The organism is Psychrobacillus sp. 05T411 (assembly GCF_056396485.1).
On the sequence record NZ_JBFTLO010000006.1, the window covers coordinates 88,018 to 105,020 of the forward strand.

The 17,003-nt window shown below is 36.9% G+C and carries 14 protein-coding genes and 1 other annotated feature (1 of these 15 running past the window's edge); of the genes, 2 read left to right on the forward strand and 12 right to left on the reverse strand.

Annotated features, from left to right (window positions below; translation table 11 throughout):
• The 10 genes from AC1DFT_RS06555 to AC1DFT_RS06600 form a co-directional block, all read right to left on the reverse strand.
• Positions 1-1,029, reverse strand: coding sequence for a winged-helix domain-containing protein (locus AC1DFT_RS06555; RefSeq protein WP_477918391.1), 1,029 nt, complete (start codon positions 1,027-1,029; stop codon positions 1-3).
• Positions 1,019-1,999, reverse strand: coding sequence for an ABC transporter ATP-binding protein (locus AC1DFT_RS06560; RefSeq protein WP_477918392.1), 981 nt, complete (start codon positions 1,997-1,999; stop codon positions 1,019-1,021). The genes AC1DFT_RS06555 and AC1DFT_RS06560 overlap by 11 nt, the downstream gene beginning before the upstream one ends.
• Positions 1,965-2,978, reverse strand: coding sequence for an ABC transporter ATP-binding protein (locus AC1DFT_RS06565; RefSeq protein ID WP_477918393.1), 1,014 nt, complete (start codon positions 2,976-2,978; stop codon positions 1,965-1,967). Before AC1DFT_RS06565 ends, AC1DFT_RS06560 begins: the two co-directional genes overlap by 35 nt.
• 23 nt (positions 2,979-3,001) lie before the next feature.
• Entirely contained in the window at positions 3,002-3,907 is a 906-nt protein-coding gene (locus tag AC1DFT_RS06570) for an ABC transporter permease subunit (protein WP_477918394.1), read from the reverse strand.
• Between the two features lie 10 nt (positions 3,908-3,917).
• Entirely contained in the window at positions 3,918-4,838 is a 921-nt protein-coding gene (gsiC, locus tag AC1DFT_RS06575; RefSeq protein WP_477918395.1) for a glutathione ABC transporter permease GsiC, read from the reverse strand.
• A gap of 62 nt (positions 4,839-4,900) precedes the next feature.
• Entirely contained in the window at positions 4,901-6,490 is a 1,590-nt protein-coding gene (locus AC1DFT_RS06580; RefSeq protein WP_477918396.1) for a glutathione ABC transporter substrate-binding protein, read from the reverse strand.
• A gap of 40 nt (positions 6,491-6,530) precedes the next feature.
• Positions 6,531-7,541: an asparaginase gene (locus tag AC1DFT_RS06585; protein WP_477918397.1), complete on the reverse strand. Its 1,011-nt coding sequence runs from the start codon at positions 7,539-7,541 to the stop codon at positions 6,531-6,533.
• Positions 7,542-8,068: 527 nt separating this feature from the next.
• Complete coding sequence (locus tag AC1DFT_RS06590; RefSeq protein WP_477918398.1) at positions 8,069-8,248, reverse strand: EAL domain-containing protein; 180 nt, start codon at positions 8,246-8,248, stop codon at positions 8,069-8,071.
• A 38-nt stretch (positions 8,249-8,286) separates the two neighbouring features.
• Positions 8,287-9,540 (reverse strand): sensor domain-containing diguanylate cyclase, encoded by a 1,254-nt coding sequence (locus AC1DFT_RS06595; protein ID WP_477918399.1) that lies wholly within the window; start codon positions 9,538-9,540, stop codon positions 8,287-8,289.
• A 9-nt stretch (positions 9,541-9,549) separates the two neighbouring features.
• The gene (locus AC1DFT_RS06600; protein WP_477918400.1) at positions 9,550-9,750 is read right to left on the reverse strand and encodes an MHYT domain-containing protein; all 201 of its coding nucleotides are present in this window, start codon (positions 9,748-9,750) and stop codon (positions 9,550-9,552) included.
• Positions 9,751-10,189: 439 nt separating this feature from the next.
• Here AC1DFT_RS06600 and AC1DFT_RS06605 point away from each other — a divergent pair, with 439 nt between their 5' ends.
• Complete coding sequence (locus AC1DFT_RS06605; protein WP_477918401.1) at positions 10,190-13,915, forward strand: DUF6359 domain-containing protein; 3,726 nt, start codon at positions 10,190-10,192, stop codon at positions 13,913-13,915.
• 322 nt (positions 13,916-14,237) lie between these two features.
• Here AC1DFT_RS06605 and AC1DFT_RS06610 read toward each other — a convergent pair whose 3' ends face one another.
• Entirely contained in the window at positions 14,238-15,080 is an 843-nt protein-coding gene (locus AC1DFT_RS06610; protein WP_477918402.1) for a DUF1028 domain-containing protein, read from the reverse strand.
• Positions 15,081-15,269: 189 nt separating this feature from the next.
• Here AC1DFT_RS06610 and AC1DFT_RS06615 point away from each other — a divergent pair, with 189 nt between their 5' ends.
• Complete coding sequence (locus AC1DFT_RS06615) at positions 15,270-15,710, forward strand: hypothetical protein (protein WP_477918403.1); 441 nt, start codon at positions 15,270-15,272, stop codon at positions 15,708-15,710.
• Between the two features lie 132 nt (positions 15,711-15,842).
• On the opposite strand, the gene AC1DFT_RS06620 is transcribed toward AC1DFT_RS06615, so the two are convergent.
• Positions 15,843-16,700, reverse strand: coding sequence for an MBL fold metallo-hydrolase (locus tag AC1DFT_RS06620; protein WP_477918404.1), 858 nt, complete (start codon positions 16,698-16,700; stop codon positions 15,843-15,845).
• Between the two features lie 117 nt (positions 16,701-16,817).
• Positions 16,818-17,003: a binding site (T-box leader), on the forward strand (it continues 9 nt past the right edge of the window).

Below are 17,003 nucleotides of genomic sequence, written 5' to 3' on the forward strand. Positions count from 1 at the left end.
CTATGATAAATTATTATTACTACTAAACCCTTCGTTTTGATGCTTCAAAAAAGCTTCTCCTTTATCTGACAGCTTAGCTCCTCCTCTTCCTTGCCGAGCATTTATTAATCCTAATTCTTGTAATACCTCTATACGGAGTCTTATCTGCTGATCAGTTAAATGGATTCCTTTTCGACGCAATTTCATTTTCACTTTTGTTCGACCAAAAGATTCAAAGTTTTTCTTCCCTTCATTATAAATGGTTAAAATATCCATACTTTCTTCTAAAAAACCATGTTCTTCGACTTTATCAATGATAGATATAATCTCCTGATCAGTTAAACTTAATTCATTTTCAAATTGATTATTGTCATTTAAATGGTTGTTTTTCTGTTGCATTAATGAGTTTTCATAGTGAAAATTTTGCTTAGCATATAACTTTTCTGCTAAGGATAATTGGGACTTTATAAATCTATTCATCAATGCATACGTATCACTATCCATATTTAGGAGACTAGCTATTTTTAAAACTGTTTGGAAGTCCAATGTTCTTGGCCCTATATCAATTACACTTTCAAATTGTTTAGGAACTAACTCCATTTCTCCTGGAGTGACAATAACATCCATGTCAGAGGGAAAAGATTGCACCAAATCGTATGCAATATATTCATGTTCGAAATAAATATTTTCTAGTGAGATTGCTGTTTCTTCTGCATGCTCAGCAGTATCATTAATCACGAGAATTTGGCGTCCCTTTGGAAGTTTAAGCAACTCTTTTGTACCTACTATATTTAATTCTCTTTTCGCTACAATAATTGGACAGGAGGTTGGAATAAATGATCTAGTAATACCTTTTAAGGTGTCTTTGGATAAAACGACAATATCTTGTTCGGAAATAAAATTCATTGTTAATTGTTGTATAGTCAGTGCCGATAACTCTATCTTGTCCCCAAGAATCTCCAACAATTGATAAGCGATTATATTTAAATAACTCTCTTGTATAGAGATTACGTGGACTTTTCTTTTCAATTTATCCATTTTAAATACCATGTAAATCTTCTGCAAAATGACAAGCTACAAAACGTTCTTCTTCGATTTCTCTGAACTCGGGAACACGCTCTTTACATTCTTGTTGTGCAAATGGACATCGAGTATGAAATGTACATCCAGAAGGTGGATTAGCTGGACTTGGTATATCCCCTTTTAAAATAATTCTTTCTCTTTTGAAAGAGGGATCGGGAATTGGTACGGCACTTAATAATGCTTTTGTATATGGATGCAAAGGATCTGCAAACAATTTGTCTCTGCTTGCTAGCTCTACAAACCTGCCTAAATACATGACTCCTACTCTATCGGAGATATGTTCAACTACACTTAAATCATGAGCAATAAACACGTAGGTTAATTTGAATTGATCCTGCAAATCTTTTAACAAGTTTAGTATTTGGGATTGAATAGAAACATCAAGAGCTGAAACTGGTTCATCAGCAATAATCAGCTTCGGGTGCACTGCAAGAGCTCTAGCAATACCTATTCGCTGACGTTGCCCCCCACTAAATTCATGCGGATAACGATCTGAATGATATTTATTTAAACCTACCACTTCAAGTAATTCTTCTATTCTCTCAGCCCGCTTTTCTTTACTATAGTTATGTACGATTAGCGGCTCTTCAATTATTTCTTTTATGGTTAGACGAGGATTAAGAGAGGCATATGGATCTTGGAATATCATCTGAAACTCTCTTCGATAAGGTCGAATCTGATCATCATCTAAATCAGTAATGTCTTTTCCTTCGAATATGATTCTACCTTCCGTAGGTTCTATTAACTTCATTAATACCCTGCCAGTTGTTGATTTTCCACATCCGCTTTCTCCAACAATACTTAGTGTCTCTCCCTCTTTTACAAAGAATGATACTCCATCAACAGCTTTAACAAACTCTTGATTCTTTTTAAATATATTTTTCTTTAGAGGAAAATATTTCTTAACATTCTGTACTTCTAATAATTTCTGTGTCATCTAGAGACACCCCCTCATTTAGCCAGCATTTAGTAGAATGCTTAATAGATACTTCTTTAAATTCTGGTTCTTTTTCCCAACATATATCCATTGCAAATTTACACCGAGGAGCAAACTTACAGCCCTCAGGCATGTGCGACGGAATTGGAACGTTTCCTGGAATGGACTGTAAACGGTCCACTCTTACTCCAATCTTCGGAATAGATTCCAATAGGCCTTGTGTATATGGATGCTTAGGATTTGTAAATATGGAATGGACATCACTCTCTTCTACTGCACGACCAGCATACATAACAACTACCCGATCACACATTTCTGCCACTACTCCTAAATCGTGTGTAATGAGTAAAATTGCTGTGTCTGATTTCTTAGACAAATTTCTCATTAAATCTAATATCTGCGCTTGAATCGTCACATCTAGTGCAGTAGTGGGCTCATCTGCTATCAAAACTTTTGGGTTACAAGCCATGGCCATAGCGATCATTACCCGTTGCCTCATACCACCTGAAAGTTGATGTGGAAACTCATGAATTATCTTTTCAGGCCTTGAAATACCTACCGATTTCAACATTTCAATTGCATGTTCTCTTGCCTGTTTTTTGGAAAACTTTAGATGTAAAATAATTGCTTCTTCCAATTGACGGCCAATTTTATATACAGGGTTCAAAGAAGTCATTGGTTCTTGAAATATCATTGCAATATCGTTCCCACGAATTTTCCGCATTTGATTTTCACTAGCTTTAGCAAGATCTTTGCCCTCATAAAGAATTTCTCCACCCGCAATTTTCCCTGATGTATCTTTAAACAATCCCATAATAGATAAAGACGTCACACTTTTACCACTTCCGGACTCCCCAACGATTCCTAGCGTTTCTCCTTTGGCAACCTCAAATGAAACCCCATCAACTGCTTTAACTACGCCAGAATCACTTGTAAAGTGAGTTTGTAAATTATTTACTTTAAGTATTGTATGATCCATTAAACCTACTCCTCTTCAAACGGTTATTCTTTTATTTTTGGATCGAGTGCATCACGCAATCCATCCCCTAGTAGATTAAAGGCAAGTACTGTAATGAAAATGGCTAATCCCGGAAATATAGTTACGTGAGGGGCAATATTTAAATAATCTCTTCCTCCACTTAACATCGCTCCCCATTCCGGTGAAGGCGGTTGTGCTCCTAATCCTAGAAAACTTAAACTTGCTGCTGTTAATATGGCAGAACCAATTCTCATTGTAAAATAAACGATAACGCTTGAAAGAGTACCTGGAAAAATATGTTTCCAAATGATCCGTTTCGGTTTTGCTCCGATAGATTTGGTTGCTTCCACGTATAAGGTCGACTTCACAGCAAGTGTGGAGCTCCTTACAATTCGTGCGAATACTGGAATACTGAAAATTGCTACTGCAATAATAACATTCCCCAGACCTGGGCCTAATATCGCGATAATACCAATCGCTAGCAAAATCCCAGGAAAAGCAAATAAAACGTCACAAATTCTCATGATTACTCGGTCAATCCATTTGCCATAATACCCTGCTATTATTCCCAAAAAAGTACCCCCAACGGCTCCTAATAACACAGAAGTCAACCCGACATATAAGGATATCTGCGTACCTGCTATTATTCTGCTAAAAATATCCCTTCCATATGCATCTGTTCCTGCCCAATGAGTTGTAGACGGCCCTGATAGAACATTTTCATAATCTGGTTCTGCAATATCATACGGGACAATGAATGGCCCGATAAGAGCTAGTAAAATAAGAAAGATTACAAAAAAGAAGGAGATAAACGCAAGCTTCTGTTTTTTAAACTTTCTCCAAAATTCTGAAACGGGAGTTTTTGCAGTACCTTTTTCTAAAGTCCTTTGGTAATATTCTTCTCTTTTTGACAGTTTTACTTCAACCATTTTGACCCCCCTACTCATATCGAATTTGTGGATTTAATATACCGTATAATAAATCTACAATTAAATTTATTAATATGAATTCTAAAGCAAAAATAAGCATTTCCGCTTGGATAACTGGATAATCACGATATGCTACTGAATCAATTAATAATTTTCCAAGACCCGGCCAACTAAAAACGGTTTCTATAACTACCGAGCCACCAAGTAGAAAGCCGAATTGTAAACCAGTCATGGTAACGACCGGTATCATTGCATTCCGTAATCCATGTCCCCAAGTAACTTTATGCTCACTGAGCCCTTTGGACCTACCTGTTCTAATATAATCCTCTTTCAAAACATCCATAAGGGAGGATCTAGTAAAACGGGCTACAACTGCAGCAACCCCCGTCCCCAAGGTAAATGCAGGTAAAACATAGCTTTTCCAGGATTCAATCCCTCCAGTAGGAAGCCAGCCTAATGTAACTGCAAATAGCTGAATAAGCAATAAACCAAGCCAAAAGGAAGGTAAGGATAACCCAGAGACTGCACCAAACATCCCTAAATAATCTTGCCATTTATTTCTTTTAGTTGCGGATATAACTCCAATCAACAATCCAATCATGACCGCCCAGACCATACTCCATAGAGTTAACCAAAAAGTAGGCATAAATCTTTCTCCAATTTCTTCACTTACCGGTCTTTTGGTCTTTAAGGATGTCCCTAGATCACCTTGAAACAAGTTTGTTATATAAGAAACGTATTGTTCTACAATTGGCTTATCTAAACCTAATTCTTTCCTCACCATCTCTATATCTTCAATAGTTGCATCCGGACCAGCAACAAGTCGTGCCGGATCACCCGGTATCATATGTACGAATAGAAAAATGAAAATAGATACCAAAAACAATATAGGGATTATTTCTATTATTCTTTTTATAAGGAAACCAAACAATTTATCCACTCCTTTGAAAAATAGGGCGCTATATTTAAATATAGCGCCCTATTTGGGATTATTTACTCAACTTCAATATCTGTAACACTTAGTGAACCATCTGGTAACAGATAAATTCCTTTTAAATAATTCTTCTTACCTGCCATTGTATTATCGGTAGAGAGGAAAACCCAAGGAGCATCTTTCCAAGTTTTTTCTTGCACTTCTTTATATGCTTGTGCACGTTTTTCTGAATCTGCTGTTTTTAAGGCAGCTTGGATCTGGTTGTTTACGTCTGAATTGTTAAAGTAAGAGATATTATAAGAAGCTGGAGGGAATGCTTCCTCGCCGCCTAGAAGGGGACGAATTCCCCAATCAGCATCACCTGTTGATGGAGACCAACCACCATAGTACAATTCTAGTTCTGCATCATCCGGATTTTGTACAGACCAGATTTTATCTGACAAAGTACCGGATTCCATAGGAACAACTTCTACTTCCACATTGACCTGTGCCAATTGTTGTTGAATGAATTCCATTGCTTTTATTGCACTCGAGCTATTGCCGCCCCATAACTTTGCTTTAAAACCATTTTCGTAGCCAGCTTCTTTCAGCAAGCTTTTGGCTTTCTCCACGTCAAATGAATAGGGATCTTGTTTTTGATAGTACTGAACATTAGGAGCAATAATTGAATCCAATATATCTCCATGGTTATTCATAACTACCTTAATAAAAGCTTCTTTGTCGATAGCATAGTTTAATGCTTCTCTCACTTTGATATTGTCATACGGTGCTTTTAGTGTATTCATAGACATATATCGAACAATAATAGAAGGTTTACTTTCTACTTCAATACCATTCTTCCCATCTATACTATCTGCTTGTTCAGTTGGAACAGGGTAGATGAAATCTGCTTCTCCTGTTTGGAGCATTGCAATTCTTGAACCGTTTTCAGATACAGGCTTAAAGGTAATGGAGTCTACTTTTGGTAACCCTTCTTGCCAATACTCTTCATTCTTTACAATTTCTAGACCTTCACTAGGTTTCCATTCAACGAATTTAAATGGACCCGTACCAACTGGATGTCTAGCAACCTCATTACCAAACTCTTCTAACGCTTTTGGGCTGTGAATAAGTCCAGCAGGATGAGCGAATGTATTGATCATCGCACCAAATGGCTCTGATAATGTGAATTTGACTTCATATTCACTGATAACTTCTGTTTTTTCTATTAAACTATAGAGGCTATGCCTTTTTAAACCGCTATTCGGATCCGCTAATCTATCGAAATTTATTTTTACTGCTTCTGCATTAAATGGTGTACCATCATGAAATTGAACGTTTTGACGTAACTTAAATATAAATTCAGTTGCTTCGTCATTTGCCGAATACTCCTCTGCTAATACAGGAATAACTTTCATGTCTTTATCGAAACCAACGAGTCCTTCCAGCATGGTCTTTTGAGCCGATCCTGACAAAGTGTCGTTCGTATCATGTGGATCCATTCCGGTAAAATTGTCCGCAACTGCTATAACAATATCTTTACCTTCTTTTGTTGCTTTTTCTTCAGTCTTCCCATTCTCATCTTTACCACTTGAATCATTAGAGCACCCAACTAACGCTAATACAATTGTCAAGACAAATAAAGATAGTAAACGATGTGTTTTTTTCATTCATTAATCCCCCTCACAAATATTTTTATGATAAAATGCATTATACATTTTTCAACTTAAAGCATGGGCGCAACTGCCCGATGACCTCTTGTCTTGCATTCTTTAATTGTGGATAGTGATATTCTTGTAATAGTTCTCTTTGCTTTTCATTCAGTAAATTAAGTTGTGTTAGAACTTCAATAGCAACAGGCGCAGTAGCCCTACCATTGCCATCTTCAATTTTTAGTGCAATACCTAATCCGGTTTCAATATCCCCAATGCAATAAACTCCTTCTGCACCAGCTTTTCCAAACATTCTTCCTTCTTCTGTCTTCATAAAGTCGGTACAAAAGCGATTTGTTCCTCCAACCATTTCAGGTTCAGCCATCATTGCAGAAGTAACTCTTTCAATTGCTTCTTTACGTTTATTAGGGAATGCTGATGGATTGGCTAACTTGGCAAATCCTAACGCTATTTTTTTTAATGGTATACCGTGTACAGGTACTCCACAGCCATCAATACCAATTTCTATTTCAACCTTTGGGATTTCACAGAGATCACTGATTACTTCTATTATTCTTTTTTGAACAGGATGATCTGTCTTATAGTAATCTTCTAAACTCTCTCCCATAAATTTTGCTGTAGTCAACATTCCACTATGTTTACCAGAGCAATTATTATAAACGGCAGAAATGTCTTCTCCAGATTTCATTAATTCCTCATATTTTTCTTGCCATCTAGGAGGGTGAGTCCCGCACTTTAGGCTATCGATTGTTAACTCCAAGTCTTTCAAAATGGCTCTCACTCGATTGGTATGCTGATCCTCTCCATTATGCGAAGCGCAAGCTAATGAGAGATCTGCCTGACTTAATTTATAAAAATCAGCCGCACCTGTTTCCACAATAGGTATCGCTTGTAATGGTTTCATGGATGAACGAGCAAAAGTTAACCTGTTAGGGTCGCCAATCGAGTAGATTAGTTTACCTTCACTATTCACTACAGCAATGTGTCCCCAATGTTCACTTTCAACAATTCCACCCCTTATTACATCAACTAAACGTTCTGCACCCATTAGTTCATCCCCCGTTATCTATATTTTCTAATAATATATCTCACATTACAACACATTACAACACATTTTTTAAAAAATTCTGCATATTGTAAATGTTTCGTCGTTTTGACAGTTATATAATATAGGCTTTTAATATAAAGCATATGTAAATAGTGTAATTAAAATTAATCGGGTGTATTAGGGTTAAAAAGTGTTCGGAGAATATTAAAGTAAGGTGTAAGTATCATTTACTTTCATAAAAAAAAAAAAAAGACCATCGCTTGCACTTGAATGTCTTCCGTTCGCTTTGGTCGAAATGATCGCTACACCATTATCGTGGCTTAAGTATGTAGGAGTACGACAGGCGAATGACGGTAACAGGATTATCGAAAAAAAATAGAGGGGAGATGCGGCTAAGCCGCATCTCCCCTCTATTTGAAATCTCGATAAAGATGTTACGAGACATTCAAGACCGAAGTACTCCGAAGACGTGATGGAACAATTTGCTGTAATGGTATTAATGCATGGAATGCACTGAATAATTTAGGTTAATCAACACGTGTGTTGATGGAAACTAGTTTTTCTATTTGTTCAGCTGGTTGAGGTGGAATCATTCCCCTTGTCGGATGAATCCAACGAACTAGCGCATCTACACCAATAATCTTTCCGTTATTTATATTTTGCCGCGGTTGATAGTACACAATTAGCTCGTTTCGTTCCAGCGCCATTCTTAACTCCTGCTCCGACTGAAATCGTTGCAAGTTTTTCAGGCCGCTGCTTGATTGAAAAATGAAAAGTCATTCCTTCCTCTATCTTTTGCTTCATACATTGCAGCATCTGCATTTTTCATAAGTGTTTCCTGATCCTGTCCATCTCTTGGGTACATCGAAACTCCTAAACTCGCTGTAATGAATATTTCTTGACCTTCCAAGTAAAATGGTTTGATCAATGAATGAATAATTTTTTTCACTGTATCCTCTGCTTTTATACCTGTTGAATTTTCCAAAATGATTGTAAATTCATCCCCGCCATTTCTGCAAATAACATTGCTGTCGTCAAGTTCTACACATTCTTGAAGCCTCTGGGCAACGCTTTTTAACAACAAGTCTCCGAATGTATGGCCCATTGAGTCGTTAATTATTTTAAAGCGATCTAAATCTAGAAATAGTAGCGCTAACTTTGTCTGTTGTGATTTGGCTACTTTTAAAGCATTGCTCAAATGCTCGTTAAAAAACCTTCGATTAGGCAAACCTGTTAATGCATCACGATAAGCCATTTTCCTTATCGTTTTCTCCGATTGCTTGAATTTAGTTATATCGCGTGCATAAACAGTAAACACAGGAGCTCCTTCTTTTTTAATACGTGTAATTGTTAACTCGATTGGAATTTGTTCTCCGTTCTCTTTCACGCCAGTAACATCTATCCGCTTATTGTATATATATGCACCGTCAATTCCAATAAAACTATGTATAGAAGAAGGTATTAATAATTTTTGCTCTAAGGTTGTTCCAATAACTTCCCCACGAGAATAACCAAATGTTTTTGTGACTGCAGGATTACATTCTAGAATCTTTCCTTGGCGATCAATAATAATTACACAATCTAGTACAGACTCTAAAATGGCTCCTTTAAAAGCAATTTCTTCATTCAATCTTTGGTCCAAAATAAAAGATGTCACTAAAACTATTCCGAGTATTATAGCTGTTCCTATAGTMACTGAAATAACCATAGAACCAGTATCTAGAAATAAAGGGCTGTCTAGCATTACATTTTGTGAAACAGAATCAAAAGTTGCCGCCATCATACCTGTATAGTGCATTCCTGCAATTGCCCCACCCATAAAAAATGCCCCCACTATTTTTGCTATACCATTATTTCCGTTTTCTATTTCTCGAAAACGGAAAGCAAGCATTAAGGCTATTTCGGAAGCTCCTATTGCAATAAAAATAGAGCCAGTTAAAAGAATTGGATGATAACTAATCTTGACGCCTTCCATCGCATACATGCAAATATAGTGCATTCCACTAATTCACAATGCCATAATAGTTCCGCCAATTATAAAATGAAAGATCCTAATATGAGATGTCGCGATAATATAAAGTCCACAAAAGGAAGCGACAATTGCAACAATAATTGATATTACTACTAAAAACAAATTGTAGTTTATAGCTATCGGCAATTTAAAAGATAGCATTGCTATAAAATGCATAGACCAAATGCCATTCCCCATTGCAGCAGACCCACTCAACAACCATAATTTTCTTTGAGTACCAGTAGAAGAATGGATTCTTCTTATTGTATCAAGCGCTGTAAAAGAAGCTAAAAAGCTATTACTAACGAAAGGAAGACTAGCGATAAATCGTGTGTTTCATTCAAATGGTGCATGTACATTTTCACTCCCTTACTTTTTTATCCGTAGTTTGATTGTATCATATTCAATTTTAAAAAAATAAATCAGTCATCTCGATTCACTTCATTAAAATATCCAAAAACAACACTTAAATCCTAGTATCGAACATTTCTATATCCCTAATAAAACCCTCAATATAATAGTCTTATTCCCTGTTTTTATTTGAATCTTATAAATTTTGCATTTTCTTATCAATTTACTAATTTTGTTTTGCTATAATCTATGTGCATCAAACAATATATCCTGAGGAGTGAGTTAGTTGACAAAAAGTGACACGAAGAATTACGTTTTTGGTAAGGTAGCCCTTTCTCTCTTGTTAGTATTAACTACGCTTTTACCATTTATCACTGCACCAAAAGCACAAGCAGCAGAACCTATATCGGTTGCTGACGCTATCGCAAATAATACAGGGACGGCAACCGTTCAAGGATTTATCGTAGGGACAGCAAGCTCTGGCACTACTTATGATCAAGAAGCACCTTTCACGGCAAATACAAATATTGGTCTCGCAGATTCTCCTAACGAGACTAATGCATCCAAGATTTTACCGGTTCAATTACCATCTGGTGCTGTACGTGCTGGCTTGAATTTAGTGGACAACCCTAACTTATTCCAAGGGGAAGTTACTATCACTGGCACATTATCCGCTTATTTCAGTGTTCCGGGATTGAGAAGTGCAAGTGCATACACGATTATCTCAAATGGTGAAGTGCCAACGCCTCCTGAAGTGGAAGTACTAGAAAATATCGCTGCAGCTCGTGCTATAGCGGATGCAAATAAAGTTGTCAAAGTACAAGGAACAGTAACAACAGGCACTGGATTCTGGGGTGGAAAAGGTTTCTACATCCAAGATGAAACGGCTGGAATTTACGCTTTTACTACTTCAGCAGACGTAAATGCTGGCGATTTTGTAGAGCTTGAAGGAAAAGTAAGTCCATATAGTGGCGAACTGCAAATCCAACCATCAAAAATCACTAAAATCTCTACAGGTAATACACTTCCAACAGCCCAAGTAATCACACCGGCTGGAGTAAATGAAGAAACTCAAGCAAAACTTATTCAATTAAACAACGTGACAATCTCGAACTTAGTAAAATCAAATGACTTTGGAACATTCGAATTCACTGCAACACACGAAAACGGTGAATCTATCATTATTCGAAACGATAATCGCAACGGATTAGATTACGATATATTCATGAAACAATATAAAAATGGTGATTTAGTACGTGTCTCTGGTATCGCTTCCAAATTCAATACAACATATCAAGTGAAAACACTTGGTTTAGAAAGCTTTGAACAAGTAAATAAACCTGCAGTATACACAGATGTTCTCCCAGGGAATGTTTCTGAAGGAACAGAAGTCTCATTAATGACACCAATCGAAGGTGCGACTATCCACTATACACTAGATGGTTCGATCCCTACATTGGAAAGTACACAGTATACTGCTCCTATCAAACTAACGAAGACTACAACAATTAAAGCAATTGCTGTAAGTGACACTACTTCTGATGTATTCACTTTTACGTATAATGTATTGAAGTCAAATGACCTTGTCATCCGCGATATTCAAGGAAATGGACACTTCTCTCCTTATGAAGGTGCAAACGTACAAAACATCACAGGTGTCGTGACTCACTTGTATAACTCGGCAAACTTTGTCATTCAAGATATCAATCCTGATGATGACAATACAACATCAGAAGCAATCATTGTTAACAAAGCTTCAAACGGCCTTAAGGTGGGCGATTTAGTATCGGTTGCAGGAACTGTAGAAGAATGGTATTTCGAAGGCTATTCAGATATGAAGGCTAATGATTTACCAATTACAAGAATTCGTGCGACAACTGCAACGAAAACGGGAACAGCAGCACTTCCCGCTCCACTAGTAATTGGTGAAGATGTTATTCCACCAACTGAAATAATCGACAATGACGGATTAACTTCATTTGATCCACTAGAAGACGGTATCGATTTTTGGGAATCTGTTGAATTAATGCGACTCGCCGTTCCAAATGCAAAAGTAATTGGTCCACAGCAATACGGAGAGGTTGTAGTAGTAGCAGGCAATTCTACCAACACAACATTCAACGTTTTAGGTGGTATTAATATTTCAGCTAATGACTACAACCCAGAAAGAATTTTAGTAGATATCGATAATGAAAACTATGATGCGAAATCTGGTGACTATTATACTGGGAACATTGTTGGTGTAATGGGCTTTGGTTTTGGAAACTTCAAGTTATGGACAGAAGAATCTTCTCTTCCTCCAATCACTCGTGTGGAAAAACCAAATGTAATAACGGATATCAACCCTACTGAAGATAAACTGACAGTAGCTGCATACAATGTGGAAAACTTCTCAACGAATAAACAAAATACACCGGATGAGAAGGTAATGAAAATCGCAAAATCATTCGTGGAAAATATGAAATCTCCCGACATTATTACATTAGTAGAAGTTCAAGATAATGACGGACCAACAGCTTCTGGGAATACAGATGCATCTGCGAGTTATGAACGTTTAATAGCTGCAATTGTTTCTGCAGGTGGTCCAGAATACAACTGGACGGACATTGCACCTGAGTATGATCAAGATGGTGGACAACCAGGAGGAAATATTCGAGTTGGATACTTGTACAATCCAGAACGTGTCACATTAGTAGAAGGAACTAAAGGTAGCTCGACAGATAAAGTCGCTTGGGATGACCATGGTAACTTAACGTTAAATCCAGGTCGTGTTTTAGACTTACCACAGCCTAATACGCGTAAACCACTAGCAGCTCAATTTGATTTCCAAGGGGAAAAAGTAGTTGTTATCGGGGCGCATTTAAATTCTAAAAGTGGAGACCAGCCTTTATTCGGGAAACATCAACCTCCAGTTTTAGGTTCCGAAGCAGAAAGAATTGAGTTAGCAACGATGATCAACAACTTTATTAAAGCTGGACAAGCAAAGGATCCTGATTTGAAGGTAATCGTAGCAGGTGATATGAATGATTTCGAATTCACCCCTACTCTCGCTGCTCTTAAAGGTGGCATTTTAACGAATATGGTTGAAAAAGTACCTGCTGGTGAACGTTTTTCTTATTACTATCAAGGAAACAACCAAGTTCTAGACCATATTTTAGTAACCAATAACTTAGCAACTAAAACTGCTGTAGACATGATTCACATTAACGCGAACTACATGGATATTCACGGCCGTGCATCTGATCACGATCCTGTTTTAGTCCAAATTGAATTTAACGAAAAAGAAACATATACGCTAAAAGCTAATAAAACATCTGTAGAGTTAGAATCAGGTCAAACAGAGCAAATTACATTAACGGAAACTGCGACGAAACAAGACGGTACTACTACAACGAAAGACGTATCAGCGGAAGCAACTTATAGTGGCTTTGATACGAAGATCGTTTCTGTTGAAAAAGGCCTTATAACTGCAAAGGCAGATGGAAAAACAGCAATAACCGCAACCTACGGCGATAACAAAGTAACGATTAATATCACTGTTCAATCGAACAAAGCTGGTGAAGCAGTAATTACTGCCGATGAGGTAGATAGCTCTGAGGCTGTTATTACGGTAGATGGTTCTGTACTGCATGACGCTGGAAACGTATATATCCGTTTCACAGAAGCAGCTACAAAGAAAATCGACATAGCAAACAAAGATGTCGTCATTACACTTGTAAACGGAACATTCACTATCCCTGCAAACAACTTTAATACACTTGCTACAAGCGGTGAATTTACACTTCACTTAGATTATCATGTGCCGCCAGGTCTATTGAAGGAAAAGAACAAGGATAAAATCAAAGATAATCTGAAGTTAAAAGATATCGCTTTCCTTGATAGCAAAAACAATCAAATAACACAAGGTTTTAAAGACGACTTCGTTATCGTTACGGAAGGTAAGAAGCCTACTGTTGAAGGTGCTTACTACGATAGTAAATCGAAGAAGTGGAAATTCAAGAAAATTAAATAAGTAAAGTGGTCAAACTAAAAAGAGCCTAAAACATTTTGTTTTAGGCTCTTAAATGTATGCCGGCTACACTTCTTTAGAGGTGAAGTTTTTGACTTTATCCACTGCGTCTAATAGTTTGACAGTAACAATTTCTGATTCATCGATATGATTCATTAATACTTCTTTCGTTTCATCGAATAGAACAGTTGTAATATGAAACTTTTTTATAACATCCTCATTCGAAACTTTTTTATTTTTGATATAGTTGAGTAATTCATTTACTTCTTCTTGTACATTTGTAATGATTTGTAGTAATAACTCACTATCATTAATAAAGAGTCTCCTATTTTATCCGCATAAACTCCAGTACCTTTAAGTCAATAAATCCCCTTTCTTGTACCCGCTCATCAAAGTTTTCGATCAGATGATACGACTGCACCGCATCTAATAAATTATCCAGTTCCGTTAACCCTCTATCTAAATAACCATTTTCATATAAGAGAATTTGAATTTCTTTTTCCAGTTCCCCTTCAATCTTTACAATATCAGCCGGCAACGTTGGTTCGAAATAAAGTCTGTGCAGTTTCAGCAATCTAGCTAACTCATGTACTGGTTCTTTGTGATCATCCACACGAAGATCGATGTACCGATCATTATATCCACCATAACTGCCATTTTCTTTTACAACTAATAAAGCTGCAGATTGTTTTCCTCTACTATCACCACCGGCACTTTCTCCAGCTTGTAAGGCTGCTAACAAGCGCTCTGCTAGAGATCTCTCCCCTTGTATAAATGCTGTTTTCATCGCCTCTACTGTATGTTGATCTACAAGTATATTGCCTTGTATTGCAAAATTTATTTCTGCAAAACCACCAGCCCACTTATAGCAATCATCTCCAGTGAATGTTGCACTATGTCCTCTTGCATCTACAATTCCAACTTGCCTATAAGTAGACCTGTTATCATTTCTAGTAAGCTCTGTTATTACTTGTTCTGGTGTAAATCCTTTTGCTAGCATGTCCAAACCATGCTTCCCATAATCTAAATTAGCCCATGACTGTGTAGCAATTGCCCCAACGCCTGCTTTTGCATATGGCACCACTGCTCCAACACATAAAAACTTTGACGCTACTGCTACGCCTAATTCATTTGTTTTTGGATCAAAACCAACAATGGAAAATGTCATCTTTGTGCCCCTTTCTTTTGGAGTTTTTAGTCCTTGATATGTACTCCTATTGTAACTTTTATTCAAATAATATGAAACTTCCGAATATTTTTTAAGTGCCAGTCACTCACACAATACCCACACAATTCGCTTGTTTGCATTCTGTTATAATTAAGATAAGAATTTAGTTATTATAATGGGGGTATATAAATGAAAAACAATAGAATATCGATGATGGATGCTTATATGATTGAAGCACTACGCAGTAATGGTATTTCGAATGAAGAAATAGTAGCTCATCTCGAGAAAAAAGATACTAGTAATTGGGAGAATATAAAACCAACCTTTGATTTCAATGAGCTTATCAAATTATTTGAGCAAGATACAAATGGATTTAAATCTGCGCTAGTAGATGGATACACAGTAAAGTTTCTTACGATGAATGGTTTAAAAAGCCTATTAAAAATGAAATTCAATAAAGTCGCCGAAAAAGACTATGAAACATCCGAGACGGGTATCCATCATCTAGAAATCGAAACGAAAAGTTTTCCCGACTTGCAGCAAATTTTATCTATTAATTGGATTATTGAAGAACATAGAGATACGGACAATGACTCTTCCAAAAAGATAGTTAATATACAAATTGTTTAACGAAAAGGACTATAACTTACACCAATATGTCTCCTGTTTGCTGTGCACGGAATGGTTGCTACATTATTATCTTAATAAAAACGTTTAGAGGGTGTGACTTCACACCCTCTAAACGTTTTTATAGATACCTTTTTATTGGTTCTGTTTATCTACATATTTTCCATAATCAGGTTTCGCTATCTCGTTAAAATCTTTCACAAGTAAATGCAGACTACTCGTTAACAAATCCCCGGACATCGGTAATCCGTGACCTGTAACTGCAACTTTCGGTTTTAGGTCTGCTAGTTTTTTTACCGATTCTCTAGCCGCCACCCAATCAGTAGTAAGATATCTAGGTGGTCCACTAATCTCCTGTTCTTGAGTTAAGACCTTATACAAATATTCTTGTTTAACTGTAACAAATGCATCACCTGCAATTAATGCTCCATCTTCCTCTCTGAAAAATGAAACATGCCCTGGGGAATGACCCGGTGTGTGAATCCATTTAAAATCGTTCATATAAGGAATCGTCCCATCGGAAGGCAATTCTTTTACGTTATTTCCTAAATTAATTGGATCAGTAGGAAACATTGGAGACATTTTAGCGACCATTCCACCTTCTACCGTCGGATCAGGCTTAGGATAACTTTCTTTTCCAGTTAAAAATGGCCATTCTAAAGGATGCGCATATACTGGAACTTCCCACTTATTCACTAACTCAATAATTCCACCTACATGATCAAAATGGCCATGTGTTAAAATAATGGCGCTTGGCCTACTGTCTGCACCAAAACGCTCCTCTATAACAGATATAATCTCGTCAGCCGAGTGTGGCATTCCAGCATCAATTAATACAAATTCATTTGACCCTGGCTTTCCAACTAAACAAATATTGACGATTTGCACAGTATGACAATATATATCGGGTAAAATTTCCATTCCTATTCCACTTGCAATCGACGTTGCCGGGATAAACTTATAATCATCTCCGTATGAAATATTAGACTCCATAAACTCCCTCTTTCCATTTTATATCATAGGTAGCTTTTCACTTCTACATGAACTTATACCCTTAAGATTTTTTTCGAAAAAATTTGACTTTTCCTTTTCCATTTGGTAATTTAAAATACAATATCTTAGAAGAAGAGAGTAACAATTTCGGATTAGCTAGCGAGCTAGGGATGGTGGAAGCCTAGTTAAGAAGAATTGCGAACCGCACTTTGGAGATGCTTATTTGAAAAGCCGGAGACTCACCGTTATAGAGAAAGTGGCCGAAATAGGCAAATTGAGTGGTACCGCGGAAGTTAAGCTTTC

Bases quoted from the DNA above. Each gene is read 5' to 3' on its own strand.
- AC1DFT_RS06555 (WP_477918391.1), bottom strand. From the start codon at position 1,029: ATGGTATTTAAAATGGATAAATTGAAAAGAAAAGTCCACGTAATCTCT.
- AC1DFT_RS06560 (WP_477918392.1), bottom strand. From the start codon at position 1,999: ATGACACAGAAATTATTAGAAGTACAGAATGTTAAGAAATATTTTCCT.
- AC1DFT_RS06565 (WP_477918393.1), bottom strand. From the start codon at position 2,978: ATGGATCATACAATACTTAAAGTAAATAATTTACAAACTCACTTTACA.
- AC1DFT_RS06570 (WP_477918394.1), bottom strand. From the start codon at position 3,907: ATGGTTGAAGTAAAACTGTCAAAAAGAGAAGAATATTACCAAAGGACT.
- AC1DFT_RS06580 (WP_477918396.1), bottom strand. From the start codon at position 6,490: ATGAAAAAAACACATCGTTTACTATCTTTATTTGTCTTGACAATTGTA.
- AC1DFT_RS06585 (WP_477918397.1), bottom strand. From the start codon at position 7,541: ATGGGTGCAGAACGTTTAGTTGATGTAATAAGGGGTGGAATTGTTGAA.
- AC1DFT_RS06590 (WP_477918398.1), bottom strand. From the start codon at position 8,248: ATGGCGCTGGAACGAAACGAGCTAATTGTGTACTATCAACCGCGGCAA.
- AC1DFT_RS06600 (WP_477918400.1), bottom strand. From the start codon at position 9,750: ATGGGGAATGGCATTTGGTCTATGCATTTTATAGCAATGCTATCTTTT.
- AC1DFT_RS06610 (WP_477918402.1), bottom strand. From the start codon at position 15,080: ATGACATTTTCCATTGTTGGTTTTGATCCAAAAACAAATGAATTAGGC.
- AC1DFT_RS06615 (WP_477918403.1), top strand. From the start codon at position 15,270: ATGAAAAACAATAGAATATCGATGATGGATGCTTATATGATTGAAGCA.
- AC1DFT_RS06620 (WP_477918404.1), bottom strand. From the start codon at position 16,700: ATGGAGTCTAATATTTCATACGGAGATGATTATAAGTTTATCCCGGCA.